Below are 26,411 nucleotides of genomic sequence, written 5' to 3'. Positions count from 1 at the left end.
TGTATCCAACATTTCTACTAACTTTAATTTTTAGGAGGTTATCTTAATGACAAAACGCAAGTTTGGTCTAACCATGTCTCTTGTGCTAGCAGCCGGCACGATTCTTGGTGCATGTGGCGGCGGTAAGGGTGATGAAGAGAAAAGTCAAGGTGATGGTAAAAAGAACGACGATCAGTTTACTGTAGCGATGGTTACTGACGTAGGCGGAGTAGACGACAAATCTTTTAACCAGTCTGCTTGGGAAGGTCTTCAGGAGTTCGGTAAGGAAAATGATCTGAAAAGAGGAACAGACGGCTTCGATTATATTCAGTCAAAATCTGATGCCGATTATAAAACGAACTTAAATACAGCTGTTCGTAATAAATTTGATCTAGTTTACGGAATTGGCTATAAATTGAAACCAGCTATTGAAGAAGTAGCTAAACAACGCAAAAACAGCCACTTTGCTATCGTGGATGATGTGATTAAAGGTCAAGACAACGTAGCAAGCATTACATTTAAAGAGCATGAAGGTTCTTTCCTTGTTGGGGTAGCTGCCGGATTGACTACAAAAACGAACAAAATTGGTTTCGTTGGCGGAACAGACAGTGACTTGATTAACAAATTCGCAGCAGGTTTCCAGGCTGGTGTGAAAGCGGTTAATCCTAAAGCAACTGTGAAAATTGAATACGCTGGTGCATTTGATAAAGCAGACAAAGGTCAGCAAATGGCTTCTGCTATGTACGGTTCAGGAGTTGACATTATTTACCACGCAGCAGGAGCTACTGGTAACGGAGTATTTACAGAAGCGAAAAATGAAAAACAAAAAAATCCTGAAAAAGATATTTGGGTAATTGGTGTTGACCGTGACCAAGCGGACGAAGGAAAAGTAACGGTTAACGGAAAAGAAGAAAATGTTACATTAACGTCTATGGTTAAACGGGTAGACATCGCTGTAAAAGATTTAGCAACTAAAGCAAAAGAAGGCAACTTCCCAGGTGGCGAGCTGCTTGAATACGGGCTTGAAGATAATGCTGTAAGCATTGCTCCAACACAAGATAACCTAAGTGATGAAGTGAAAAAAGCTGTTCAAGAATGGACAGAAAAGATTAAAAAAGGTGAAGTGGACGTTCCAGTAAAGCCTGAAAAATAATTTGCTATAAAGCTAGCAAATAGATCTACTCCCGGGGTAAATCCACAGTAGTGCGATTTGCCCCGGCTTAAAAATGGTAACAAGGACGCAACAAAGAGTGCGTGCTTGTTAGGATTTTTAAGCTGGCACTCTTGCTTTTCTAAAGACGCTTAGAAGCGTTGTGTTTTGCAAAAAGTCCTAGGGATAGAAGGTCAGACATCCTACTTGCAATCATTAGTCGTTCATTCATACGATCGCCTGTATGGCAAGAAAAGACCTTATACGAGGAGTGAGTCAGGTGGAATATGTTATTGAAATGCTCGGCATTCGTAAAGAGTTCAACGGATTTGTTGCCAATGATGATATAACACTTCAATTGCGCAAAGGAGAAATCCACGCGTTGCTTGGTGAAAACGGCGCAGGCAAATCCACCCTAATGAACGTTTTGTTTGGTTTGTATCAGCCCGAGAAAGGTGAAATCAAAGTACATGGCAAGAAAGTTCACATTACAAATCCAAATGTGGCGAATGAACTTGGTATCGGTATGGTGCATCAGCACTTTATGCTCGTCGATACCTTCACTGTTACGGAAAATATTATTCTCGGAAAAGAGCCTAAATCAGGCGGTAAAATTGATATTAAAAGGGCAGAAAAAGAGGTTAGGGAGATTTCTGAACAATACGGGCTGTCTGTAGACCCGACAGCAAAAGTGGCTGATATTTCTGTTGGCATGCAACAGCGTGTTGAAATTTTAAAGACACTTTATCGAGGGGCGGAGATCTTAATTTTTGATGAGCCGACGGCTGTATTAACTCCACAGGAAATTAAAGAGTTAATTCAAATTATGAAAACGCTCATTAAAGAAGGCAAATCTATTATTCTCATTACGCATAAGCTAAAGGAAATTATGGAAGTTTGTGACCGTGTTACGGTTATCCGTAAAGGAAAAGGAATTGGCACAGTAAATGTAGCGGAAACGGACCCGAATCATTTGGCAAGCTTAATGGTCGGAAGGGAAGTAACGTTTAAAACCGAAAAGAAGGAAGCCCAGCCGAAAGACAATGTATTAGAAATTAAAGATTTATTCGTGAAGGATTCAAGAGGCATCCAAGCTGTTAGAGGATTGAATTTAGCGGTCCATGCTGGAGAAATTGTGGGGATTTGTGGCGTAGATGGAAATGGACAGAGTGAACTGATTGAAGCGATCACCGGTCTTCAAAAGGTAGAAAGCGGTTCGATTCTTGTTAGCGGCCAGGATATCACCAATCTCAAACCTCGAAAAGTAACAGAACGGGGGGTAGCACACATTCCTCAAGACCGGCATAAACACGGACTCGTTCTTGATTTTCCGATAGGTGAAAATATGGTGCTGCAAACATACTATCAGCAGCCATTTTCTAAAGCTGGTGTTTTAAATTACAAAGAAATTTATAAGAAGGCTGCCAGTTTAATAAAGGAGTATGATGTACGGACACCATCAGAATATACACCTGCTCGAGCCTTATCTGGAGGAAATCAGCAAAAAGCGATTATCGGCCGCGAAGTAGACCGCGATCCGGATCTTCTAATTGCGGCTCAGCCAACTCGTGGATTAGATGTTGGAGCGATTGAATTTATTCATAAAAGGCTTATTGAACAGCGAGATAAGGGGAAAGCGGTGCTTTTAATTTCCTTTGAGTTAGATGAAATTTTAAATATTAGCGATAGAATTGCCGTTATCTATGAAGGAGAAATCGTCGCGATCGTGAATCCGAAAGAAACGACCGAACAAGAACTCGGACTGTTGATGGCTGGTTCAAAACGAAAGAAAGAAGGTGAGATGAATGTCTAAACGGTTTTCTAATATAGCCGTACCGGTTGTATCGGTGCTTTTAGGATTAATTGCCGGGGCTATTATTATGTTAATCAGCGGTTACAACCCAATTAATGGCTATGCCGCACTCTGGAACGGGGCCTTTGGGGATACATTCTATCTCGGTGAAACGCTTCGGCAAATGACCCCTTATATATTTGCTGGTCTAGCCGTTGCTTTTGCATTCCGGACAGGTTTGTTCAATATTGGTGTGGAAGGTCAGCTATTGGTAGGCTGGCTAGCAGCGGTTTGGGTTGGCGTGGCGTTTGATTTGCCAAAAGTCATTCATTTGCCGCTATCTCTTTTGGCAGCCGCAGCCGCGGGCGCACTTTGGGGATTTATCCCGGGATTTTTAAAAGCTCGCCTGCACGTCCATGAAGTTATTGTTACGATTATGATGAATTATATCGCATTGCATGTAACGAATCATTTGATCCGAAACGTAATTAGCGATCAGGCTGATGCAACGGAAGCAGTAAAGGAAACAGCTAGTTTAAAATCTCCGTTCTTCGAATCGGTTACAGATTACTCTTCCCTTCATAATGGAATTTATCTTGGCTTAATTGTAGCTATTATTATGTGGTTTATTCTTGAAAAAACAACGCTTGGATATGAGCTTCGTTCGGTTGGCTTCAGCCAGCACGCTTCTCAATATGCCGGTATGAATGTGAACCGCAACATCGTTCTCTCAATGGTGATTTCCGGCGCGTTTGCCGGCCTTGGGGGAGCAATGGAAGGGCTGGGGACATTCGGAAATGCTTTCTTGCACTCTGGATTTTCCGGCGTAGGCTTTGATGGCATTGCCGTTGCACTTCTCGGTGGAAATGCAGCCATTGGTGTTGTACTCGCGTCCTTACTATTCGGTGCTTTAAAAGTAGGGGCTTTAAATATGCCAATCGAATCAGGCGTACCAAACGAACTGGTTGAAATTGTGATTGCTTTGATTATTTTCTTTGTTGCTTCTAGCTATATGATAAAATGGCTTCTTAGCCGATTTAAAAAGGAGGAGAAATAAGTGGATACATTAACGGTTTTATCCATTATTATTTCATCGTCTCTTTTCGCAGCAGCTCCGCTTATTTTCACTGCGCTAGGCGGTGTGTTCTCCGAGCGTTCCGGTGTAGTAAATATCGGCCTTGAAGGATTAATGATCATTGGGGCGTTTACAGCTATTGTGTTTAACCTAACATTCGCTTCAACTTTTGGCGCAGCTACTCCTTGGGTCGCTTTGATTGCGGCTATGCTTGTCGGAGGGTTATTGTCACTTCTTCACGCAGTGGCTTCCATCACATTTCGTGCCGATCAAGTCGTTAGCGGCGTGGCAATTAACTTCCTGGCTTTAGGCGTATCACTGTTCTTAGTGAAAATGCTTTATGATAAAGGCCAGACAGATATCATTAAAGAGAACTTTAAAAAAGTAGACATTCCAGTGTTAAGTGACATTCCAGTAATCGGTCGATTGATTTTCTCAAATATCTCCTACCCAGCGATTGTGGCCATTGCTTTGGCTTTTGTTTCTTGGTATGTGCTATTTAAAACTCCATTCGGCCTTCGCTTGAGAGCTGTAGGGGAACACCCGATGGCAGCAGATACAATGGGTGTAAACGTGACAAAGATGCGCTATATTGCTGTTTTCATTTCCGGTCTTCTTGGTGGTTTGGGCGGCGGAGTATATGCCCAGTCTATTTCACTCGATTTCAGTCATGCGACGATTACTGGACAAGGGTTCATGGCTCTCGCAGCCATGATTTTCGGGAAATGGCATCCACTAGGAGCAATGGGAGCTGCCATTTTCTTCGGATTCGCCCAAAGCTTAAGTATTGTCGGATCCAGTATTCCATTTTTGGAAGACATCCCGGCAGTTTACTTATTAATTGCTCCTTACGTACTAACCATTTTGGCCCTCGCCGGATTTATCGGCCGGGCAGACGCACCAAAAGCCTCTGGTACTCCATACATCAAAGGCAGCAGGTAATAAGGAAAAGCGAAACTGGCCGTTTAGACTCGGCAGACATAAGCCGGACCGCCTGTGTGGCGTTCTTCGCCACATAGGCGTGCCGGCTTATGATCGAGAGTCTGGCCAGTGCAGCTAGACAAAGAAAAGCGAAAGGCGCTCGTTTTGCGTGATAGCGGATTGGAGCTCTCGACGAGGAGTTGCCTTTTCAAACTCCGACAGAGAGAGCGAAATCAGCCGTTTAGCGGCGTATGGGCTGGACAGCTCCGCATGAGATAAAGGAAACACGAAGAGCGCAAGCGATTCGATGTTGACTTATCGCAAAGAGGAGCCGGTAGCCCACTAGCCGCTGGCTGATGCAGCTAGACAAAAGAAAAGCGAATCGGCTGATTAGCTCGCTTTAAAAATATATAATGAAGAAAAACCGCCTGGTTCCGGGCGGTTTTTTTGTAAAGAATATTACTTGGCAAAAGCGTTTCGATTTCCAATTAAACGGGGCTCCTGTATAGTAAAAGTAAGTTTTTCATAAATATGGGCATGAATTAAGGGATAAACGGATAAAAATATAGACATAGCTGCCGGAAAAGGAGGGTATTTTTGTGACATTAGTCAATGAAAATATTATAAAAAAGCAAGGGTATAACTTGCATGTTGTAAAAACGGATAAATACAAAACGAATACCATTGTATGGAGAATGAAGGCGCCTTTAGAAAGTGAAACGGTAACGAAAAGAGCGTTGCTTCCTTATGTCCTTCAGAGTAATTCAGAGAAATATCCGACATCTACACATTTGCGTTCTTATCTTGATGACTTGTACGGTGCGAGCTTTTATGTCGATGTAGCAAAAAAAGGGGACTTTCACATTATGAGCTTTTCGTTAGAAGTGGCAAACGAAAAGTTTCTAAAAGCTGGAGAGCCATTGCTTGAAAAGGCATTACAGTTTATGCACGAAATTTTACAAAAGCCGAATGTGAATAACGGTGCGCTCGATAAAGATACAGTGCAAGATGAAAAGCGCAGCTTAAAGCAGCGTATCCAATCGATTTACGATGATAAAATGCGCTTTGCGAGCGCTCGTCTTCTTGAAGAGATGTATAAAGGTGATCCGTATGCCCTGCAAGCAAACGGTGAAATTGAAGCTGTAGATGAAATGAATGAGACAGATTTGTATAAGTATTATGAACAAGCATTTTCAGAAGATGAAATGGATTTATATATTGTTGGAGATGTGGAGGCTGGCCAGGTAGAAAAGATAGCCGACCGCTTATTTCAATTCAATAGCAGGACTCCTCGTTCTCCCCAAACGGTGAGACAAACCACCCCATCTGCAGAACCGAAAGAAGTAGTGGAAAAGCAGGAGATTAATCAAGGAAAGCTTCATATCGGTTATCGTACCCATATTACTTTTGGTGATGATGATTACTTTGCTCTCCAAATGTTTAACGGTATTTTTGGTGGCTTCTCCCACTCCAAACTATTTATGAATGTGCGGGAAAAAGAGAGCTTGGCTTACTATGCGGCAAGCCGGTTAGAAAGCCACAAAGGGTTTTTAATGGTTCTTTCAGGAATTGATAGCAAAAACTATAACAAAGCTGTCAAAATTATTAATGAGCAGCTCCAAGCGATGAAAAACGGAGAGATTTCCGAAAAAGAACTGGAACAGACAAAAGCAGTTATCCGCAATCAAGTGTTAGAAACGCTCGATACTGCTAGAGGGGTAATTGAAATGCTCTATCACAACGTGATGGCAAAAACGGATGTAACGGTTGATAACTGGTTGGAAGCGGCGGAGCGGATGACGATAGAAGAAATTACAGCGGCCGCCAATAAAGTTGAAATGGATACGGTGTACTTTCTGTCCGGAATGGAGGGAGAATAATGGAGAAAATTCTATTTGATCAGCTGCAAGAAGAGCTATATTTTGAAAAAATGGATAACGGGCTAGATGTATACGTTCTTCCGAAAAAAGGATTTAACAAAACGTATGCCACCTTTACAACGAAGTACGGCTCTATTGATAATCAATTTATTCCGCAGGGTGGGAACGACTATGTGCGAGTGCCGGATGGAATCGCTCACTTTTTAGAGCATAAAATGTTTGAAAAAGCGGACGGTGATGTATTTCAGTATTTTAGCCGTCAAGGTGCTTCTGCCAATGCTTTTACCTCTTTTACAAGAACCGCTTACTTGTTTTCCAGCACGGATAAGGTAATGGATAATCTGGAGACGCTTGTGAATTTTGTCCAGGATCCTTACTTTACTGAGCAAACAGTTGAAAAAGAAAAAGGCATTATTGGCCAGGAAATCCGCATGTATGATGATAATCCTGATTGGCAGGCTTATTTTGGCCTCATTCAGAATATGTATCACAATCATCCAGTCAAGATTGATATTGCCGGTACAGTAGAATCGATTGCGGACATTACAAAAGATCATTTATACAAGTGCTACCGCACATTTTATCATCCAAGTAATATGCTTTTATTTATTGTAGGACCGGTTGATCCTGAGAAAACGATTCAATTTGTCAAAGAGAATCAATCGAAAAAAGAGTATCAAGATCGAGAAGAAATTAAGCGTCTAGTAGAAGAAGAGCCAGAAGAAGTACAGGAGAAAAAACGGGTTCTGAAAATGAACGTTCAGTTGTCTAAGTGCCAAGTTGGCATTAAAGCCGTCGATACAGATTTACAAGGAGAGCCGTTGCAAAAACGAGAGCTGACAATGAATATTCTGCTTGATATACTTTTTGGCAGAAGCTCTCCACTTTATTACCAGCTTTATCGCGAAGGATTAATTGATGAAACTTTTTATTACGACTTTACCCAGGAAAAAGGTTTTGGCTTTGCGATGGTCGGCGGTGATACAACGAAGCCGGAGGAATTAGGGGACCGGATTCGAACGATTTTACTGGAAGCAAAAACAGGAAAGTATTTGACAGAAGAAGCGGTAGAACGAGCGATTAGAAAGAAAATCGGTTCTTTTCTCCGGTCAGTAAATTCACCGGAATATATTGCGAATCAATTTACCCGCTATGCTTTTAACGACATGGATTTATTTGAAGTAGTGCCGCTGTTAGAAGCGATTACGCTAGACGATGTGAAGCGCACAGCCGAACGGGTGATTGCAGAAAACCGATTAACTGCCTTTTATATTTTACCAAAACAGGTGTAAAAGCCTAGAGAGCAGCTGGGTTCTTTTTCCGCATGAAGATGGGAAGAAAAGAACCCGGCTGCTTTGTTGTGTACAAGAAACTGGGGGAATAATAAAATGAAAAGATATGCACTTGTCACAGGGGCAAGCGGAGGCATAGGAGAAGAAATTTCCAGGAAGTTAGCGGGAGAAGGCTGGAACTTGTATTTACAGTATTACAAAGGAAAAGAAAAAGTTGAACGATTACAAAGAGAATTAGAAGGAATGGGAGTGGAAGTGATTTCGATACAGGCCGACTTAGCATCAGCTGAGGGTGCCCGATTTCTGGCAAGTCAGTTATTTACATTAGAGGCCGTCGTTTTTGCAGGTGGAACGGCCCATTACAGCTTGTTCCAAGAAATTGAAGAGGCTGAAATGGATAAGTTATGGCAGCTTCACGTAAAAAGTCCTATGATTCTTGTCCAACTAACGATTCCGAAACTTCGAAAGGCCATGTCACCCTCGATCGTATTCGTTTCTTCGGTGTGGGGACAGACGGGGGCAGCTTGTGAAGTGGCGTATTCAACAGTAAAGGGTGCTCAAATTGCTTTTGTAAAGGCGTTAGCAAAAGAATTAGCTCCTTCTAATATCCGCGTTAATGCGGTAGCTCCAGGGGCTGTCAATACGCCTATGATGGACCAATTTTCACTAGAGGAAAAAGCCGAAATAGCCGGTGAAATTCCAATGGGACGACTTGGCGCTGCTGCTGAAGTCGCAGAAGCCGTTTACTTTGTTTGTTCCTCTGCTTCGTCTTATATAACCGGCCAGGTACTGGCAGTCAACGGCGGCTGGTACACATGATTTGCATGCATAATTTTTTTCTTTAGGGAACAAACTAATGTTGCAACTCAATAAAGGAGGGACAACGACATGTCAGTACTTGAAAATTGGCACGAATGGAAAAACTTCTTAGGAGACAAATTAAATCAGGCGACAAGCGCAGGGATGAACAGTGATCTAGTTAATAATATGGCTTATCAAGTTGGCGATTATCTTGCCAACAAAGTAGACCCTAAAAATGAACAGGAAAGAGTATTATCTGATTTATGGTCGGTTGCCTCAGAAGAAGAGCAAAGAGCAATCGCAAGTATGATGGTCAAATTAGTACAAAATAACGGAAGTCGTTAAGAGAGGGAGTTTTCCCTCTCTTTTTTCTTTCAATAAAGGGATAAATCATATATGATAGTACCTAGACATTATTATTAACGGGCTTTTTGGAAAGCCGCTAGGAGCGTTATTTATGTCCAAAAAAGAATGGTATTTAGAATATAAAATTGTAAAAAACCGTCCGGGGTTATTAGGGGATGTGGCGTCGCTGCTTGGTATGCTCTCTATTAACATTGTTACGATTAATGGGGTGGATGAAGCAAGCCGTGGCCTTTTAATATTAGCGAAAAGCGAAGATCAAATTAGAAGACTGGAATCCATCTTAGAAACGATGGATACGATTGAAATTGTCAAGTTAAGAGAGCCGAAGCTTAGAGACCGCATGGCTGTAAGGCATGGGCGCTATATTCAGCGAGATGCAGATGACAAAAAAACATTCCGTTTTGTCCGCGATGAACTTGGACTTCTCGTTGATTTTATGGCAGAATTGTATAAAATGGAAGGGCACAAATTAATCGGTATCCGCGGCATGCCAAGAGTCGGGAAAACCGAGTCGATTGTGGCAGCGAGTGTGTGTGCTAATAAGAGATGGCTGTTCGTTTCATCAACTATGATTAAACAAACGGTTCGTGATCAACTAATTCGGGATGAATATAATCCGAATCATCTTTTTATTATGGATGGAGTTGTGTCAACCAAGCGGGCCAGCGAAAAACACTGGCAGCTTGTTCGGGAAATTATGAGACTGCCTGCAGTTAAAGTGATAGAGCATCCAGATATTTTTGTCCAAAACAGTGAATATAGTTTGGAGGACTTTGATTATATTATTGAACTTCGTCATCATCCTGATGAAGAAATTACATACGAACCGGTAGAAAAAAACAATATGTTTCAGGATATGGACTTTGGTGGGTTTAACTTTTAATTATGGAAGGTGTTATGGGTGACAGAATTAGGAAACCGCTTAAGAGAAGCACGAGAAGCAAAAGGACTGTCCTTAGCAGATGTACAAGAAATGACAAAGATTCAGAAGCGTTATTTAAATGGTATCGAAGAAGGCAATTACGATATGATGCCTGGCAAGTTCTATGTTCGGGCATTTATTAAGCAGTACGCAGAGGCCGTTGGACTTGATCCTGAGCAATTGTTTGAAGAATATAAGAGTGAGATTCCGTCTTCTTATGAAGATGAAATTCCACAAAGAGCGACAAAGGTAGAGAAAGTACGATCAACAGTGCCGGCTGAATCCTCGAAAATTCTCGAATATTTGCCGAGAATTTTAGTGACAGCTTTCGTTGTGGGAGCTCTCTTTCTAGTCTGGTTCCTTATTCCAAAAAGCGATTCTAACGATAAAACGGTGAAAGAAGAAACAGTTGTGGAGCAGCCGAAAGAACAAGAGAACGAGAAAAAAGTAGCGAAAGAAAAAGAAGAACCAAAAAAAGAAACAAAGAAAGAAGAGAAAGTTCAAGAACCAGCCAAACCCAAACAAACGTTAACGGCGCTAGGTGTGAGCGGCAGAAAAGCAACGTATGAGCTGCAAAACGCAGAAAAATTCGAAGTAACTATTCTATCTAAAGGAGAAACATGGATAGGCGTAACAGACGGAAGCGGGAAAAGCTATTATAACAATATGTTGGCAAAAGGACAGTCACAAACATTTGATTTAACAGGACAAACATCCGCGAAAATTGTCGTTGGTTTTGCACCTGATACAGAAATCAAAGTGAATGGCGAAACGCTGACATATCAGCTCCCAGCTGCCAAGCAGGTGAGACAGGATGTTATTATTCAAGCGAAACCGGCTGAACAATAATTCGGCAGTTTTTTCGGATAGCTTCTGAACAAAGTTGTTCGTCGATAGAATAGTTGGAGGGTCCATTGTGAATTTACCGAATAAGATTACTGTTTCAAGAATTTTAATGATTCCCTTGTTTTTGGTGATCATGCTCGTTGATTTTAATTGGGGAAACGTGACAGTGTTTGGAACAACTATGCCAGCAGCCCACTTTTGGGGAGCAATGTTGTTCATTTTAGCTTCGACAACCGATTGGATTGACGGCTATTATGCAAGAAAGCTGAATTTGGTCACAAACTTGGGCAAGTTTTTAGATCCACTCGCAGATAAATTGCTTGTTTCGGCAGCACTAATTGTGCTCGTCGACTTTAATTTGGCTGCTTCTTGGATCGTCATTATCATTATCAGCCGTGAGTTTGCTGTAACGGGACTGCGATTAATTCTAGCAGGAGAGGGCGAAGTAGTAGCCGCCAATATGCTTGGAAAGATTAAGACGTGGGCACAAATCATTGCGATTGCCGCTTTATTGCTTCACAATGCTCCATTCGAGTCTCTAGGAATTCCATTTGCAGATATTGCTCTTTGGGTTGCGGCATTCTTTACTATTTGGTCTGGATGGGATTATTTCTATCTTAACCGAGGCGTATTTAAACATTCAAAATAAGAGAAAAAGCTGTTCCGAAGCAAAGAGTCTCGTCATCTATAGGATTTAGCGTCTAACACGATGCTATAGAGAAGAGGCTCCCGCTGTTGGAGCAGCTTTATTTTTAGGAAAGCCCCGTTACAGGGAGTGCTAATAATGGATGCATTCTCAAATTCCTCGCATTTAAATGAAGAGGGGGATGATCATGCCTTGTGTACATGAATTCGGCATACTGGATGCGGTTGATAGCCAGAAAGATTACGATGATTATGATCCTCAGAAATACAATTGTATTTCTGTTGATGATGATCTTATTTTTGATTTAAATGAACAATTAGCAACGATGAAAACCTACTTTCATTCGCTTAATCGTCCAGAATATGGATTAGCTTATTGTGGGATAACGATTATTCCGCCTGAATCTTTATCCTTGTTTTATGATGTAGTGACATCTTCAATATCTTTTAACGAATCCGCCGGTCTTAATGAGCTGGCCGCGAAAATTATACAGGCTGCAAAAGAAAAGAAGTATATGATACATTATGGGATTTGAACTTCATGCTAAGTTCATTCTTTGTTAGATTAGCAGAGGGGTAATTTTGAGAAAGTTCTCATAAATAGCGTTTCCCTTGATTATTATCAACTATCAACTTTAGGAAAGAGAAGGGATGAGGAGAATGAATGCAGAAATTATTGCAGTAGGCTCTGAGCTGCTGCTGGGACAAATTACAAATACGAACGCTCAGTTTCTTTCCCAGCAGTTAGCGGAAATTGGCATTAATGTTTATTACCATACAGTGGTTGGAGATAACGGCAACCGTGTCCTTGATGCCATTAAGGAAGCTGAGAAAAGGGCAGATTTGCTGATCTTTACAGGGGGGCTCGGTCCAACAAAAGATGATTTAACAAAAGAGGTCATTGCTTCTCATATCGGCCGTCCGCTCGTATACAATGAAGAGGCACTAAAGAGCATCGAGAATTATTTTATTAGAACAAAACGCCCTATGACACCAAACAATAAAAAGCAGGCGCTCGTTATGGAAGAAAGTCTTGTTCTGCCAAACGATCATGGCATGGCGCCAGGAATGATGGTAAAAGGAGAAAACCATTGTTACATACTCTTCCCAGGACCGCCTCGAGAAATGCAGCCGATGTTTACTCAATATGCCAAGCCAGCCTTGTTAGATGTACTCGAGAAAGTGGAGAAAATTGAGTCGCGGGTACTAAGGTTTTTTGGTATCGGTGAATCTGCTTTGGAAACAGAAGTGGAGGATTTATTGCTTGCCCAGCAAAACCCAACGATTGCACCGCTTGCGGGAGATGGAGAGGTAACACTCCGAATTACAGCCAAGCATGAGTCAGAAGAGACGGCCTTGCAAATGATCAAAGAAGCGGAAGAAAAAATTCTTCGTCGGGTTGGTGACTATTTTTACGGATATAATGATACAACGATTGCCCGAGAACTAGCAGAACGCTTAAAGGAAACGTCTCATACGCTAGCAGCGGCCGAAAGTTTAACAGGAGGGCTGTTCCAAAGTGAAATGACAGCTGTTCCGGGAGCAAGTACTTTTTTCAATGGAGGCATTGTTTGCTATTCTAATCAGGCAAAGGAGAAGCTTGTAAATGTGAAAAAAGAAACACTTACAAGCCATGGAGCTATTAGTGAGGAGTGTGCCCTTGAACTGGCAGAGAACGTCCGCCAGCTTCTAGACGCTGACTTCGGTATTAGCTTTACAGGTGTGGCTGGACCTGATGAGGCGGAAGGACAACCGCCTGGCACTGTTTGGATTGGGCTTGCTTCCAAGTATAAACAACCGAAAGCATTTAAGCTTGACTTGGCAGGGAGCCGTGCTGGAATCAGAAAACGTTCCGTTAAATACGCGTGTCATTATTTGCTAGCAGAACTTACTGAAGATAAGTGAAAAAATTCCGAATATTATTGACTAATCTGATCAATAAGCTATATAATGAGAAACAAGGTTTAGTCATGACTTAATTAAATATGAATACTCTTATTGAGAGCGGTGGAGGGATTAGGCCCGATGAAGCCCGGCAACCTTCAGACAATTGTCTGAGACGGTGCTAATTCCTGCAGGTAGACGAACCTGAAAGATAAGAGGAGGATCCTATAATAAACCCTCTTCTTCATAAGAAGAGGTTTTTTATATTCCTCGAATCACAAATATTTTATTAAATACATTAGGAGGGTTTGACAATGACGAACAACTGGAACAAAGAAACAATTTTACTTCACGGGGGACAGGTGCCTGATCCGGTCACGGGTGCACGTGCTGTTCCAATTTATGAAACGACTTCTTTTGTTTTTGAAGATACGGATCATGCCAATGCTTTATTTGCCTTACAAAAGCCAGGAAACATCTATACACGTATTACGAACCCAACAGTTGACGTGTTTGAAAAGCGTGTCGCTCTCTTGGAAAAAGGGGCAGCTGCCGTAGCGCTTTCTTCTGGAATGGCAGCTATCTCTTTTTCAATCTTAAACTTGGCTCATGCCGGAGATGAAATTGTAGCGGCAGCTAATTTATATGGAGGTACATACAATCTTTTTGCTAATACTCTTCCTAAATACGGAATTAATGTAAAATTTGTTGATTCGACTGATCCGGAGAACTTCCGCAAAGCGATTACACCAAAAACAAAAGCCCTTTTTGGTGAAATTATCGGTAATCCGTCTTTAAATGTGTTGGATGTAGAAAAAGTAGCAGATATCGCTCATGAAAACGATATTCCACTTATCGTAGATAATACATTTGCTTCACCATATGGGGCTAACCCGCTTACAAGTGGAGCAGATATTGTCGTTCATTCTGCTACGAAGTGGATTAGCGGCCACGGAACAGTTATTGGTGGAGTAGTAGTAGACGGAGGAACGTTTGACTGGAATAGTGAGAAGTTTCCTGGCTTTACAGAGCCAGACGAATCCTATAATGGACTAAGATTTGCTGACCTTGAAGGACCGGCATTCGCTATTAAACTACGTGTTCAGCTGTTGAGAGATTTCGGCCCTTCTTTAAGTGCTCATAGCGCATTCTTGCTGCTTCAGGGGTTAGAGACGCTGCATTTGCGTATTCAACGTCACCATGAGAATACACTTGCAATTGTAGATTATTTAAACAATCATCCGGCGGTGGAGTGGGTATCTCATCCAAGCCTTGCAGACCATCCATCCCATGAATTAGCGAAAAAGTATTTAAATAATACATTCGGCTCGATCGTCGTGTTCGGTATTAAAGGCGGACGGGAAGCAGGTAAAAAAGTGATTGACAACATTAAGCTTTGGTCACACGTAGCCAACGTTGGGGACGGCAAATCATTAATTATTCATCCGGCTTCTACAACTCACCAGCAGCTAAGCAGTGAAGATTTAGCAAAGTCAGGTACAAAAGAAGAAATGATTCGTTTGTCAATTGGATTGGAGTCGACAGAAGACTTGATTGCTGATTTAAATCAGGCGATTGAAAAAGCAACGGGCGTAGCGGTCGAGGGCTAATAGGAACTAGAATAAAATAGAAAGTTTTATAGGCTAAACATTATCTTCTCCTGCTTCTTTATGATAAAATAAAGAGGCAGGAGTTACTTTTTTCTTCTCTTTTTTCCGCTATCTCTTCTTCTTTTTTTCTAGTTTTTTATCCTAATCTTTTTTTCTTTCGGAAACAAAAAAACCGAATAAATGTTCGCTTTTTGCTTGAAATTATCTCAATAAAGAGGTATAGTTAGTATAGGTTCTGAAACAACATGTCTACGTGCATTTATTTAATAGATTGCCAATTTTAAGGAGGAATTTTAGTGAACGATCGTCAAGCAGCATTGGATATGGCCTTAAAGCAAATTGAAAAACAATTTGGTAAAGGGTCTATCATGAAATTAGGAGAACAAACGGATCGGAAGATTTCCACAAGCCCAAGCGGATCGCTCGCTCTTGATGCAGCACTTGGTGTAGGTGGTTATCCACGCGGTCGTATTGTTGAAATCTATGGTCCGGAAAGCTCTGGTAAAACAACTGTAGCACTTCATGCTATTGCTGAAGTACAGGCATCTGGCGGTCAAGCAGCTTTTATTGATGCGGAGCATGCGCTTGATCCTGTATATGCTCAGAAACTAGGAGTGAATATTGATGAGTTGCTCCTTTCGCAGCCAGATACAGGGGAACAGGCACTTGAAATTGCTGAAGCTCTTGTACGCAGCGGTGCTATCGATATCCTTGTTATCGATTCAGTCGCTGCTCTCGTACCGAAGGCGGAGATCGAAGGGGAAATGGGTGATTCCCACGTCGGTTTACAGGCGCGTTTAATGTCACAGGCTCTTCGTAAATTGTCTGGTGCCATCAATAAGTCCAAAACGATTGCGATCTTTATTAACCAGATTCGTGAGAAAGTCGGAATAATGTTTGGAAACCCTGAAACAACACCTGGAGGACGTGCACTAAAATTCTATAGTTCCGTCCGTTTGGAAGTTCGTCGTGCGGAAGCATTAAAACAAGGGAACGAAATTGTAGGAAATAAAACAAAAATTAAAGTAGTGAAAAATAAAGTAGCCCCTCCGTTTCGTGTAGCGGAAGTCGATATCATGTATGGAGAAGGAATCTCCAGAGAAGGTGAAATTATCGATATGGGTTCGGAAGTAGATATTGTTCAAAAAAGTGGTGCATGGTACTCATATAATGAAGAGCGCGTAGGGCAAGGTCGTGAAAACGCTAAGCAGTTCTTAAAGGAAAATCCGGCTATTCGCCAGGAGATTATGATGAAGATCCGCCAGCATTATGGGCTGGATGCAGACTTTGTGGAAACGAATGAAGAAGAAGCAACAGAGGAGTTTAGCTTGCTTGACGAATAATCATGAGGAGCGGTGTCAAGGGGACATCGCTCTTTTGTTTTTGTCTGTATAGGGAGAAAGCAGTTGCTGGGATGAAACCCTTGACAAGAAATTTTCACAACTATAAAATTGAGATGTATATTTTACATTTTTTTCTCTTAAAAATGGAAATTAGAAGCTGTATATTGAAATGTTGACACAATGTACCAGCCGACATGTTAAAAGCATGACAAAAGTTCATAGCAAGAGGAGGTGAAAGGATGGAACCCATTACAATCATCTCCATTTTGCTTGGCCTAATCGTCGGTGTAGTTGTTGGCTATTTTGTTCGAAAATCCATTGCAGAATCAAAGATTGCAGGAGCTAAAAGTGCTGCAGATCAAATTATTGACGATGCGAAACGTGAGGCAGAAGCGCTAAAGAAAGAGGCCCTGCTTGAAGCAAAGGATGAAATTCATAAGCTTCGTACAGACACGGAACTAGAACTTCGTGAACGAAGAAACGAATTGCAAAGACAAGAGAATCGTTTGTTACAAAAGGAAGAGAACCTCGACCGAAAAGATGAATCGCTTGATAAACGCGAATTGCAGCTTGAGAAAAAAGAGGAGATTCTTGCTGAGAGACAACAACATATTGAAGAGATGGACAGCAAAGTGGAAGAGATGATCAAAAAGCAGCAGGCGGAACTAGAAAGAATCGCCAGTCTCACTCGGGAAGAAGCCCGCTCCATTATATTGGATCGGACGGAGCAAGAGCTTGCACACGATATTGCTATAATGACAAAAGAGCAAGAAAACCGAGCCAAGGAAGAAGCAGATAAGAAAGCGAAGTCAATCCTTTCTCTTGCCATTCAGCGCTGTGCGGCCGATCATGTGGCAGAAACAACTGTATCCGTTGTAACATTGCCAAATGATGAAATGAAAGGCCGTATCATCGGACGGGAAGGTAGAAATATCCGTACGCTGGAAACGCTGACAGGTATTGATTTAATTATTGATGATACACCGGAAGCCGTAATCCTTTCAGGGTTTGATCCTATTCGTCGGGAAACTGCCAAGCTGGCCCTTGAAAAACTTGTACAAGATGGACGTATTCACCCAGCTCGTATCGAAGAAATGGTCGATAAGGCACGCAGAGAAGTAGATGAACACATTCGTGAAGTCGGCGAACAAACGACTTTCGAGGTAGGGGTTCATGGCTTGCATCCAGACTTAATCAAAATTTTAGGGCGCTTGAAATACCGTACAAGCTATGGTCAAAATGTACTGAAGCATTCGATGGAAGTCGCCTTTCTTACGGGCTTACTGGCAGCGGAACTTGGGGAAGATGAGACGCTTGCCCGCCGTGCCGGCCTTCTTCATGACATTGGCAAAGCAGTCGATCATGAGGTCGAAGGAAGCCACGTAGAAATCGGAGTCGAGCTTGCGACGAAGTATAAAGAACATCCGGTTGTTATTAATAGTATTGCCTCTCACCATGGTGATACTGAGCCAACTTCTATTATTGCTGTACTCGTGGCTGCTGCTGATGCATTATCGGCTGCAAGACCGGGTGCCCGCAGTGAAACGCTGGAAAATTATATTCGCCGATTGGAAAAACTCGAGGAAATTGCTGAATCCTATGACGGTGTTGAAAAGTCATTTGCGATACAGGCTGGCCGCGAAGTGCGAATTATCGTGAAGCCTGAACAGGTAGATGATTTACAAGCACACCGACTAGCACGGGACATTCGAAAACGAATCGAGGGAGAACTTGATTATCCAGGCCATATTAAAGTAACAGTTATAAGAGAAACGCGTGCTGTGGAATATGCGAAATAAAGCGGTGTGATCAATCACACCGCTTTCCCTATGGGGGAATAAAGGCGAAGAAAGGAATTTATATGAAGATTTTATTTGTAGGCGACGTTGTCGGGTCTCTGGGGCGCGACATGATTAACCAATATTTACCGAGACTGAAACGTAAATATCAACCAGACTGGACCTTTGTCAATGGAGAAAATGCGGCTTCGGGGCGGGGGATAACAGAAAAGATTTACCGTCAATTTTTAGTAGATGGAGCCGATGTCGTTACTCTCGGTAACCATGCTTGGGATAATAAAGATATTTTTGAGTTTATCGATGACGCAAACGCACTCGTCCGTCCAGCTAATTTTCCTGAGGGTACTCCGGGGAGCGGTTTAGTATTTGTTAAGCGTGCCGGCGTAGAAGCTGCCGTGATTAATCTGCAGGGACGTACCTTTATGCCTGCACTTGATTGTCCTTTTGAGAAAGCGAAAGAACTAGTTGCTAAAGCCCGTGAACGGACCCCTATTATCTTCGTCGATTTCCATGCTGAAGCTACAAGTGAAAAGCAAGCAATCGGCTGGTTTTTAGATGGAGACGTTACGGCTGTAGTCGGTACACATACGCATGTACAAACAGCTGATAATCGTATTTTACCAAATGGAACCGCCTATTTATCTGATGTGGGTATGACAGGGCCTTATGACGGAATTCTTGGCATGGAAAGAGGAGCAGTCTTGAAAAAATTCACCACTGGACTTCCTGTTCGGTTTGAAGTTCCGAAAAGCGGAAGAACGCAGTTGAGTGCTTGTTTAATCGAAGTAGATAGAAAGACAGGAAAAGCAAAAGCGATTGACCGCCTGCTAATTAATGAAGATACACCATTTATTGCTGAGTAACGAATGTGTCCCCTTTTTTGGACGAGCGATCGAAAGCAAAGGCTGCATCAAGCCGCTTTGCTTCTAGCTGGGGTTGCTACTGAATGAAGTTCGTAGGCTTTCTTCACGGAAGTCTGTAATACAGGAGCCTGTCCTCGAATATAGTAGGAATGGAAGGACAGCGAACAACTATGTTCACAAAATGAGCATTCGGTATCGTTTAACAAAAGGGGGACAAGAAATGGAGATATTAAAAGTTTCGGCAAAATCTAATCCTAATTCTGTAGCTGGTGCACTTGCCGGTGTTCTTCGGGAAAGAGGGGCAGCTGAAATTCAGGCAATTGGAGCTGGTGCGCTTAATCAAGCTGTAAAGGCAGTCGCCATTGCCCGAGGATTTGTTGCTCCAAGCGGGGTTGATTTAATTTGCATCCCGGCTTTTACAGATATTATGATTGAAGGAGAAGAGCGAACAGCAATCAAATTGATTGTCGAACCTCGATAACATGATAAATACGGATAAAACCCGGCCTTTTGATAGCAAAGGAGAAGAAGGATTGCTCTTCTTTTCCGCTTTCTTAAGGCGGGTTTTTTCTTTTTATAGTTATAATAGAAACGTAGATAGAGTCAGTTCTGAAAGGGTGAAAGAGATGATTTTTGATGCGCATTGTGATGTATTGTACCAATTACAAAAAGATCCATTAAAAGATTTTAATGATCCTCGTCTGCATGTGACGTACAGAGGGCTCAAACAAGCAAAAGCCAAAGTTCAATGCTTTGCGATTTTCTTGTCTCCGTTAGTGAAGCCGCACGATCGCTTTAGGTCGGCTTTAGAACAAATTGATTTATTCTACGAAAAGGTAATCAGTCCTTATCCCGATATGAAAGTGATCACATCAAAAAAAGAATTGGACGAACTAAAAGAAGGAGAAATCGGAGCAGTGCTTACCCTCGAAGGCGGTGAAGCGATCGAAGAGGACCCGTTAAAATTAAAAACTTTATATCGGCTTGGTGTAAGGTCCGTTGGTTTAACATGGAACCATACAAATGCTTTAGCGGATGGAGTGATGGCTGCCAGAGGGGGAGGGATCACGGAGCTTGGTGGTGAGGTTGTTCACATGCTGAATGAATGGAAGACTTGGACAGATGTATCTCACTTGTCGGAAAAAGCGTTTTGGGATGTGATGGAACAAGCGGATTATCCGATTGCTAGCCATTCGAATTGCTACAGTCTTTGTCCGCATCCTCGCAACTTGAAGAACGATCAAATTAAAGCACTCATCCAAAAGGACAGCATCATTGGCTTATCGTTTGTTCCATTTTTTGTAAAGGACCACGGGAAAGTACATGCTCAAGATGTAATCAAGCATGTAGAATATATTTGTGAACTCGGCGGTGAAAACCATCTCGGCTTTGGATCAGACTTTGATGGCATTGATGAAACGATTCAAGGCTTGGACTGTTACGAGGCCTATGAGCGCTGGAGGGAGCTGCTGCAAAAGTATTATTCGGAGAGACAAGTAGAAAAGTTTTGTTGGTTGAATTTTGCAAGCAGATTTCCGAGCTAATTGATACGATTAACTATAGTGATTCCCCCATAAAAGTGATAAACTAAAAAAGTAATAGTCTTGAAGATCCGAATGTACTAAAGGAGTTGTATATTTTATGATAAATCAGCTTTCCTGGAAAGTCGGAGGACAACAGGGAGAAGGGATTGAAAGCACAGGAGAAATCTTTTCTACCGCTTTGAACCGTCTTGGGTACTTTCTTTATGGTTACCGCCACTTTTCATCTCGTATTAAAGGCGGCCATACCAATAATAAAATTCGTGTCAGCACAACCCCTGTCCGCGCAGTGGCGGATGATTTAGATATTTTAGTGGCATTTGACCAGGAAACAATTGATGTGAACCACGGAGAGCTTCATGAGCAAGGGATCATTATTGCTGATGCCAAGTTTAATCCGGTAAAGCCGGAACAGACGAAAGCGGAAATGTATGTGGTTCCATTTACAGAATTGGCAGCTGAGCTTGGTACGTCATTAATGAAAAATATGGTCGCTGTAGGAGCAACCTGTGCCGTTATCAACTTGGATGTGCAAGTGTTTACAAATGTAGTAGAAGAGATTTTTGGCCGCAAGGGAGAAGCCGTTGTTCAAAAGAACATGGAAGCGATCCAGCAAGGCTATAATTATATGCTTGAGCAGCTCGGAGGCAAAGCGGGAATCATGCAGCTTGCACCAGCTGACGGCCAGCAGCGGATGTTTATGATCGGCAACGATGCCATTGCACTGGGCGCGCTAGCCGGTGGTGTCCGTTTAATGGCGGCTTATCCAATTACGCCAGCTTCTGAAATCATGGAATACTTAATTGAGAAGCTCCCGAAAGTGGGGGGAACTGTTATTCAGACAGAAGATGAAATTGCGGCAGCGACGATGGCGATTGGTGCTAACTATGGCGGGATTCGCTCCTTTACAGCTTCTGCCGGTCCTGGTCTTTCCTTAATGATGGAAGCCATTGGGCTTGCGGGGATGACAGAGACTCCGCTCGTTGTGGTCGATACTCAACGTGGAGGTCCATCTACTGGTTTACCGACGAAACAGGAGCAATCCGATTTAATGGCCATGATTTATGGCACTCACGGAGAAATTCCGAAAATTGTCATGGCGCCAAGCACAGCAGAAGAAGCGTTTTACGATACGGTAGAAGCTTTCAATTTGGCGGAAGAATATCAATGTCCGGTTATTCTTTTATCTGATTTACAGCTTTCTCTCGGAAAACAGACGGTAGAGCCGCTTGACTACAGCCAAGTAGAAATCCGCCGTGGCAAGCTTGTTCAGGAGGAACTTCCGGAACTTGATGCAAAAAGCTACTTTAAGCGTTATGAAGTAACAGAGGATGGCGTTTCTCCTCGAGTCATTCCAGGGATGAAACATGGTATTCACCACGTAACAGGCGTAGAACACGACGAGACAGGCAGACCGTCTGAAGGCGCTGCCAACCGCCAGGCGCAAATGAACAAACGGATGAGAAAACTGGGTCAAATTCGTTTTAACACACCAGTTTATAAAAACGCTCAGCATGAAGAAGCCGATTTATTGTTGATTGGATTTAATTCCACTCGCGGGGCGATTGAAGAAGGGATGGAGCGATTGGAGCAAGAAGGCATAAAAGTGAACCATGCTCAAATCAGACTGATCCATCCGTTTCCGACAGAAGAAATCCTGCCGCTGATCGAGTCGGCGAAAAACGTGCTTGTCGTAGAGAACAATGCGACTGGCCAATTGGCGAATATAATCAAAATGAATGTGGGCCACGTTCACAAAGTAAAAAGCCTGTTAAAATATGACGGCAACCCATTCCAGCCGCATCATATTTATGATGGCAGCAAAGAACTTTTCCCATTACAAGGAGCGGTTATAAATGGCAACGTTTAAAGACTTTCGAAATGATGTAAAACCAAACTGGTGCCCAGGCTGCGGTGACTTTTCCGTACAAGCCGCTATTCAGCGGGCAGCAGCTAACATTGGCTTAACACCTGATCAACTGGCCGTCATTTCTGGGATTGGCTGCTCAGGGCGTATTTCGGGATACATTAAATCATACGGTCTTCACGGTATCCACGGACGTTCCCTGCCCATTGCCCAAGGGGTAAAAATGGCGAACAAAGACTTAACTGTCATTGCTTCCGGCGGAGATGGCGACGGATTTGCGATCGGTATGGGGCATACGATCCATGCGATGCGCCGCAATATTGATCTTACGTATATCGTTATGGATAACCAAATTTATGGGTTAACCAAAGGGCAAACGTCTCCGCGTTCTGCTCAAGGGTTCGTGACAAAGTCTACTCCAAAAGGAGCGATTGAGGGAACGGTTTCTCCGATGGAGCTCGCGCTTACGAGCGGTGCTTCTTTTGTAGCTCAAAGCTTTTCAACGGATTTAAAAGATTTAACCGCCATCATTGAAGCGGGCATTAACCATAAAGGCTTCTCGATCATTAACGTATTCAGTCCATGTGTAACATATAATAAAATCAACACATATGACTGGTTTAAAGAAAACTTAACGAAGCTTTCAACTATTGAAGAGTATGATCCTTCTAATCGTGAGTTAGCGATGAATACGCTCATGCAGCACAATGGCCTTGTAACAGGCATCATTTATCAGGATAAGGAAAGACCTTCTTATCAGGAATTAGTACATGGCTATGCAGATGAACCGCTAGCCAGCCAAGATCTACAGCTCGGCGATGAGATGTTTAACGATTTAGTAAAAGAATTTATATAATAAAAAAATCCGCCAATGGCGGGTTTTTTTATTCGTTATGATGATTTAGAAGAAAGTCCGTTATAACGCTTCTTATCTAGTTAAATTGTCGATATTCATCTATTGTTTAATCAAATGGAAAGCTATATACTAAAATAATGTGTACCGCTTAACAAAAGATCGTTCTTACTTAAAATATTTTTTATCATCGTTTTTATTAGTAGTAGAAGAAAGGAGTTTTTCTGATGAATGAAGAGCAGCGTCTGCAGGGACAACAAGTAAAAGAGACTAATCCAACGGACAAAAAATCCGAAAAGGATTACAGCAAATATTTTGAAACAGTATTTCTTCCACCCTCTCTAAAAGAAGCGAAAAAGCGGGGGAAAGAGGAAGTTAATTACCATAATGACTTTAAAATTGATGAGCAGCTTCGCGGCATGGGTACGGGGAAAAAGTTTTACATCCGTACGTATGGCTGCCAAATGAATGAGCATGACACCGAGGTAATGGCTGGTATTTTTATGGCCCTTGGCTATGAAGCAACGGATACGGTAGAAGATGCGAACGTTATTCTGCTTAACACTTGTGCGATTCGTGAAAATGCTGAAAACAAGGTGTTTGGTGAGCTTGGCCACCTAAAACATTTAAAACAGCAACGCCCTGATTTACTTCTAGGTGTGTGTGGATGTATGTCTCAGGAAGAGTCGGTTGTTAATAAAATTTTAAAAACATATACCCATGTTGATATGATCTTTGGTACACATAATATTCACCGGCTTCCCCAGATTTTAAATGACGCTTATATGTCTAAAGAGATGGTCGTTGAAGTGTGGTCAAAAGAAGGCGACGTAGTAGAGAATCTTCCAAAAGTACGCCGTGGAAATATTAAAGCATGGGTTAATATTATGTATGGATGCGATAAATTCTGTACGTATTGTATTGTCCCTTACACACGCGGAAAAGAACGGAGCCGCCGTCCAGAAGACATTATTCAAGAAGTGCGTCATTTAGCGGCACAAGGCTACCAGGAAATCACATTGCTTGGGCAAAACGTAAATGCCTATGGAAAAGACTTCGAAGATATAACATATGGTCTTGGCGATTTAATGGATGAGATTAGAAAGATTGACATTCCACGCATACGTTTTACAACGAGCCATCCGCGTGACTTTGATGATCACCTCATTGAAGTATTAGCGAAAAAAGGCAACTTAATGGACCATATTCACCTGCCAGTACAGTCAGGTTCTACAGATGTATTAAAAATTATGGCACGTAAGTATACTCGCGAACAATTCCTTGAACTTGTTCGTAAAATTAAAGCAGCCATTCCAGATGTGGCCTTAACAACGGATATTATTGTCGGTTACCCGAACGAAACAGAGGAGCAATTTGAGGAAACGATTTCGCTGTACCGTGAAGTTGGTTTCGAATCAGCTTATACGTTTATTTATTCTCCGCGTGAAGGTACACCGGCCGCAAAAATGAAAGACAATGTACCAATGGAAGTGAAAAAAGAGCGGCTGCAGCGTTTGAATGCAGTAGTAAATGAGATGTCAGCCGAAGCGCTGAAGAAGTATGAAGGACAAATTGTGCCTGTACTCGTTGAAGGCGAAAGTAAGAACAATCCTGATATTTTAGCTGGATATACAAATAAAAATAAACTGGTGAATTTTAAAGGTCCAAAAACAGCAATTGGTAAAATTGTAAATGTGAAAATTACAGATGCAAAAACCTGGTCCTTAAATGGAGAAATGGTAGAAACGCATCAGTTGGCTGAGGTGGAGTAAAATGGCGAAGTATACAAAAGACGATATTTTGACGCAAGCAGTAGAGCTGGCTAAGATGATTGCAGAAACAGATGAAGTGGCATTTTTCAAAGAAGCAGAAGCAAAAATTCATGAGAACCAAAAAGTTCGTGAAAAAATTGCCAGCTTAAAAAGCCTGCAAAAGCAAGCAGTCAATTTTCAGCATTATGGTAAAACAGAAGCCTTGAAAATGGTAGAAGAAAAAATGCTGAAAATTGAGCAGGAATTAGACGAAATCCCTGTCGTACAGCAATTTAAGGAATCGCAAGTAGAAGTGAACGATATTTTACAAATCGTTACGTCTGCGATCTCCAACACAGTAACGGATCAAATTATTGAATCAACGGGCGGCGATTTGCTTCGTGGCGAAACAGGAGCCCAAGTTAAAAACAGCACACCAGGAAGCTGCAGTTAATTTAATAATGGACAGGCACCAGCCATTTCGGCGGGTGCCTTTTTTTGCTTAAGATCATTCATTTAAACCCATCAGATAGTCGGCTTATTTCCTAATAGCTGCCTGCTTATTCTGTTATAAAAAGGTCTTCATTTTAAATCTCGTTTTGTTAATTTTGCATGTTCTAGGCACATGTCTTGGGCTTAGTGCATATGTATAGATAGAGAACAAGCGAGGAGGGACGCTCGAATGGCAGAATATAGAGAGATTATTACAAAATCGGTCGTTGCAAAGGGCCGAAAGTTTACTCAGACGCACCACACCATTTGTCCGCCACATCACCCATCGAGCATTTTAGGCTGCTGGATTATTAACCATGAGTATAAAGCAAAAAAGATGGGGAAAAAAGTGGAGATTCACGGCACATACGAAATTAACGTCTGGTATTCACATCATGACAATACGAAAACGTCGGTTGTAACGGAGAAGGTAAGCTACAAGGATGTTATTAAGTTGAAATACCGTGATGAAGATTGTTTTGATGATAATGAAGTGTTGGCGCGGGTGTTGCAGCAGCCTAATTGCTGTGAAGCAGTTTGTTCACCAAATGACAATAAAATCATCGTCCAGGCTGAGCGCGAATTCATCGTTGAGGTGGTCGGAGAAACGAAAATTTGTGTAGCGGTTCACCCGTATGGCTGTGAAGAGGATGATTGGAGCCACGAAGTTGAAGACGAAGACTATGAAGAATTGGATACAGATTTTATCGATCATAAAAAAGAGGATTAATAGAAGGTG

24 protein-coding genes and 1 riboswitch are annotated in these 26,411 nt (G+C 42.1%); all 24 genes read left to right on the top strand.

What is annotated here, in order from left to right; translation table 11 throughout:
• The first annotated feature begins 46 nt into the window (after positions 1-46).
• The 24 genes from A8F95_RS15980 to A8F95_RS15865 all read left to right on the top strand — a co-directional run bounded on the left by A8F95_RS15980 (position 47) and on the right by A8F95_RS15865 (position 26,402).
• A complete protein-coding gene (locus tag A8F95_RS15980; protein WP_065411437.1) occupies positions 47-1,132 on the top strand; it encodes a BMP family lipoprotein in 1,086 nt (361 codons plus the stop codon).
• Positions 1,133-1,409: 277 nt separating this feature from the next.
• Positions 1,410-2,942, top strand: coding sequence for an ABC transporter ATP-binding protein (locus A8F95_RS15975; protein ID WP_065411436.1), 1,533 nt, complete (start codon positions 1,410-1,412; stop codon positions 2,940-2,942).
• Positions 2,935-3,978, top strand: a complete 1,044-nt coding sequence (locus A8F95_RS15970) for an ABC transporter permease (RefSeq protein WP_065411435.1) — start codon at positions 2,935-2,937, stop codon at positions 3,976-3,978. The genes A8F95_RS15975 and A8F95_RS15970 overlap by 8 nt, the downstream gene beginning before the upstream one ends.
• Positions 3,979-4,938 (top strand): ABC transporter permease, encoded by a 960-nt coding sequence (locus tag A8F95_RS15965; RefSeq protein ID WP_049661614.1) that lies wholly within the window; start codon positions 3,979-3,981, stop codon positions 4,936-4,938.
• Between the two features lie 578 nt (positions 4,939-5,516).
• Positions 5,517-6,797 carry an EF-P 5-aminopentanol modification-associated protein YfmF gene (yfmF, locus tag A8F95_RS15960; protein ID WP_065411434.1) on the top strand — a complete coding sequence of 427 codons (1,281 nt, stop codon included), beginning with the start codon at positions 5,517-5,519 and terminating at the stop codon, positions 6,795-6,797.
• Positions 6,797-8,089: an EF-P 5-aminopentanol modification-associated protein YfmH gene (gene yfmH, locus A8F95_RS15955; RefSeq protein ID WP_065411433.1), complete on the top strand. Its 1,293-nt coding sequence runs from the start codon at positions 6,797-6,799 to the stop codon at positions 8,087-8,089. Before yfmF ends, yfmH begins: the two co-directional genes overlap by 1 nt.
• 96 nt (positions 8,090-8,185) lie before the next feature.
• Positions 8,186-8,908: an elongation factor P 5-aminopentanone reductase gene (gene ymfI, locus A8F95_RS15950; RefSeq protein WP_065411432.1), complete on the top strand. Its 723-nt coding sequence runs from the start codon at positions 8,186-8,188 to the stop codon at positions 8,906-8,908.
• 69 nt (positions 8,909-8,977) lie between these two features.
• Positions 8,978-9,235 carry a DUF3243 domain-containing protein gene (locus tag A8F95_RS15945; protein WP_049661621.1) on the top strand — a complete coding sequence of 86 codons (258 nt, stop codon included), beginning with the start codon at positions 8,978-8,980 and terminating at the stop codon, positions 9,233-9,235.
• A gap of 112 nt (positions 9,236-9,347) precedes the next feature.
• Positions 9,348-10,139, top strand: a complete 792-nt coding sequence (locus tag A8F95_RS15940; protein WP_049661622.1) for a YmfK family protein — start codon at positions 9,348-9,350, stop codon at positions 10,137-10,139.
• An 18-nt stretch (positions 10,140-10,157) separates the two neighbouring features.
• On the top strand, positions 10,158-11,027 hold the full coding sequence (locus A8F95_RS15935) for a helix-turn-helix domain-containing protein (protein WP_065411431.1): 870 nt from the start codon (positions 10,158-10,160) through the stop codon (positions 11,025-11,027).
• 67 nt (positions 11,028-11,094) lie between these two features.
• Positions 11,095-11,673: a CDP-diacylglycerol--glycerol-3-phosphate 3-phosphatidyltransferase gene (gene pgsA, locus A8F95_RS15930; protein ID WP_049661625.1), complete on the top strand. Its 579-nt coding sequence runs from the start codon at positions 11,095-11,097 to the stop codon at positions 11,671-11,673.
• Positions 11,674-11,857: 184 nt separating this feature from the next.
• Positions 11,858-12,205: a short-chain dehydrogenase gene (locus tag A8F95_RS15925; RefSeq protein WP_065411430.1), complete on the top strand. Its 348-nt coding sequence runs from the start codon at positions 11,858-11,860 to the stop codon at positions 12,203-12,205.
• Between the two features lie 124 nt (positions 12,206-12,329).
• On the top strand, positions 12,330-13,574 hold the full coding sequence (locus A8F95_RS15920) for a competence/damage-inducible protein A (RefSeq protein WP_065411429.1): 1,245 nt from the start codon (positions 12,330-12,332) through the stop codon (positions 13,572-13,574).
• Positions 13,575-13,661: 87 nt separating this feature from the next.
• A riboswitch (SAM riboswitch) is annotated at positions 13,662-13,771 on the top strand.
• 96 nt (positions 13,772-13,867) lie between these two features.
• Complete coding sequence (locus A8F95_RS15915; protein WP_065411428.1) at positions 13,868-15,163, top strand: O-acetylhomoserine aminocarboxypropyltransferase/cysteine synthase family protein; 1,296 nt, start codon at positions 13,868-13,870, stop codon at positions 15,161-15,163.
• A 296-nt stretch (positions 15,164-15,459) separates the two neighbouring features.
• Entirely contained in the window at positions 15,460-16,506 is a 1,047-nt protein-coding gene (gene recA, locus A8F95_RS15910) for a recombinase RecA (protein ID WP_065411427.1), read from the top strand.
• Between the two features lie 239 nt (positions 16,507-16,745).
• Positions 16,746-18,305 carry a ribonuclease Y gene (gene rny, locus A8F95_RS15905; RefSeq protein ID WP_049661632.1) on the top strand — a complete coding sequence of 520 codons (1,560 nt, stop codon included), beginning with the start codon at positions 16,746-16,748 and terminating at the stop codon, positions 18,303-18,305.
• Positions 18,306-18,367: 62 nt separating this feature from the next.
• A complete protein-coding gene (locus A8F95_RS15900; RefSeq protein WP_049661634.1) occupies positions 18,368-19,168 on the top strand; it encodes a TIGR00282 family metallophosphoesterase in 801 nt (266 codons plus the stop codon).
• Positions 19,169-19,388: 220 nt separating this feature from the next.
• Positions 19,389-19,649 carry a stage V sporulation protein SpoVS gene (spoVS, locus tag A8F95_RS15895; protein ID WP_041100119.1) on the top strand — a complete coding sequence of 87 codons (261 nt, stop codon included), beginning with the start codon at positions 19,389-19,391 and terminating at the stop codon, positions 19,647-19,649.
• Between the two features lie 145 nt (positions 19,650-19,794).
• Positions 19,795-20,712: a dipeptidase gene (locus tag A8F95_RS15890; protein WP_065411592.1), complete on the top strand. Its 918-nt coding sequence runs from the start codon at positions 19,795-19,797 to the stop codon at positions 20,710-20,712.
• Between the two features lie 97 nt (positions 20,713-20,809).
• Entirely contained in the window at positions 20,810-22,579 is a 1,770-nt protein-coding gene (locus tag A8F95_RS15885) for a 2-oxoacid:acceptor oxidoreductase subunit alpha (RefSeq protein ID WP_065411426.1), read from the top strand.
• Complete coding sequence (locus A8F95_RS15880) at positions 22,566-23,432, top strand: 2-oxoacid:ferredoxin oxidoreductase subunit beta (RefSeq protein WP_049661636.1); 867 nt, start codon at positions 22,566-22,568, stop codon at positions 23,430-23,432. The genes A8F95_RS15885 and A8F95_RS15880 overlap by 14 nt, the downstream gene beginning before the upstream one ends.
• 224 nt (positions 23,433-23,656) lie before the next feature.
• A complete protein-coding gene (gene miaB, locus A8F95_RS15875) occupies positions 23,657-25,201 on the top strand; it encodes a tRNA (N6-isopentenyl adenosine(37)-C2)-methylthiotransferase MiaB (RefSeq protein WP_065411425.1) in 1,545 nt (514 codons plus the stop codon).
• A 1-nt stretch (position 25,202) separates the two neighbouring features.
• Positions 25,203-25,634 (top strand): YlbF/YmcA family competence regulator, encoded by a 432-nt coding sequence (locus A8F95_RS15870; RefSeq protein WP_065411424.1) that lies wholly within the window; start codon positions 25,203-25,205, stop codon positions 25,632-25,634.
• A 228-nt stretch (positions 25,635-25,862) separates the two neighbouring features.
• The gene (locus A8F95_RS15865; RefSeq protein ID WP_065411423.1) at positions 25,863-26,402 is read left to right on the top strand and encodes an outer spore coat protein CotE; all 540 of its coding nucleotides are present in this window, start codon (positions 25,863-25,865) and stop codon (positions 26,400-26,402) included.
• The last annotated feature ends 9 nt before the right edge of the window (positions 26,403-26,411 follow it).

The organism is Pseudobacillus wudalianchiensis (genome assembly GCF_001685015.1).
In the GTDB taxonomy this organism is placed as follows: domain Bacteria; phylum Bacillota; class Bacilli; order Bacillales; family Domibacillaceae; genus Pseudobacillus; species Pseudobacillus wudalianchiensis.
The sequence above is the reverse complement of the archived record's forward strand: the minus strand, read 5'-3'. Positions and strand labels throughout refer to the sequence as shown.

Bases quoted from the DNA above. Each gene is read 5' to 3' on its own strand.
- A8F95_RS15980 (WP_065411437.1), top strand. From the start codon at position 47: ATGACAAAACGCAAGTTTGGTCTAACCATGTCTCTTGTGCTAGCAGCC.
- A8F95_RS15970 (WP_065411435.1), top strand. From the start codon at position 2,935: ATGTCTAAACGGTTTTCTAATATAGCCGTACCGGTTGTATCGGTGCTT.
- yfmH (WP_065411433.1), top strand. From the start codon at position 6,797: ATGGAGAAAATTCTATTTGATCAGCTGCAAGAAGAGCTATATTTTGAA.
- ymfI (WP_065411432.1), top strand. From the start codon at position 8,186: ATGAAAAGATATGCACTTGTCACAGGGGCAAGCGGAGGCATAGGAGAA.
- A8F95_RS15945 (WP_049661621.1), top strand. From the start codon at position 8,978: ATGTCAGTACTTGAAAATTGGCACGAATGGAAAAACTTCTTAGGAGAC.
- A8F95_RS15940 (WP_049661622.1), top strand. From the start codon at position 9,348: ATGTCCAAAAAAGAATGGTATTTAGAATATAAAATTGTAAAAAACCGT.
- A8F95_RS15925 (WP_065411430.1), top strand. From the start codon at position 11,858: ATGCCTTGTGTACATGAATTCGGCATACTGGATGCGGTTGATAGCCAG.
- A8F95_RS15920 (WP_065411429.1), top strand. From the start codon at position 12,330: ATGAATGCAGAAATTATTGCAGTAGGCTCTGAGCTGCTGCTGGGACAA.
- A8F95_RS15915 (WP_065411428.1), top strand. From the start codon at position 13,868: ATGACGAACAACTGGAACAAAGAAACAATTTTACTTCACGGGGGACAG.
- rny (WP_049661632.1), top strand. From the start codon at position 16,746: ATGGAACCCATTACAATCATCTCCATTTTGCTTGGCCTAATCGTCGGT.
- A8F95_RS15900 (WP_049661634.1), top strand. From the start codon at position 18,368: ATGAAGATTTTATTTGTAGGCGACGTTGTCGGGTCTCTGGGGCGCGAC.
- spoVS (WP_041100119.1), top strand. From the start codon at position 19,389: ATGGAGATATTAAAAGTTTCGGCAAAATCTAATCCTAATTCTGTAGCT.
- A8F95_RS15890 (WP_065411592.1), top strand. From the start codon at position 19,795: ATGATTTTTGATGCGCATTGTGATGTATTGTACCAATTACAAAAAGAT.
- A8F95_RS15885 (WP_065411426.1), top strand. From the start codon at position 20,810: ATGATAAATCAGCTTTCCTGGAAAGTCGGAGGACAACAGGGAGAAGGG.
- A8F95_RS15880 (WP_049661636.1), top strand. From the start codon at position 22,566: ATGGCAACGTTTAAAGACTTTCGAAATGATGTAAAACCAAACTGGTGC.
- miaB (WP_065411425.1), top strand. From the start codon at position 23,657: ATGAATGAAGAGCAGCGTCTGCAGGGACAACAAGTAAAAGAGACTAAT.
- A8F95_RS15870 (WP_065411424.1), top strand. From the start codon at position 25,203: ATGGCGAAGTATACAAAAGACGATATTTTGACGCAAGCAGTAGAGCTG.
- A8F95_RS15865 (WP_065411423.1), top strand. From the start codon at position 25,863: ATGGCAGAATATAGAGAGATTATTACAAAATCGGTCGTTGCAAAGGGC.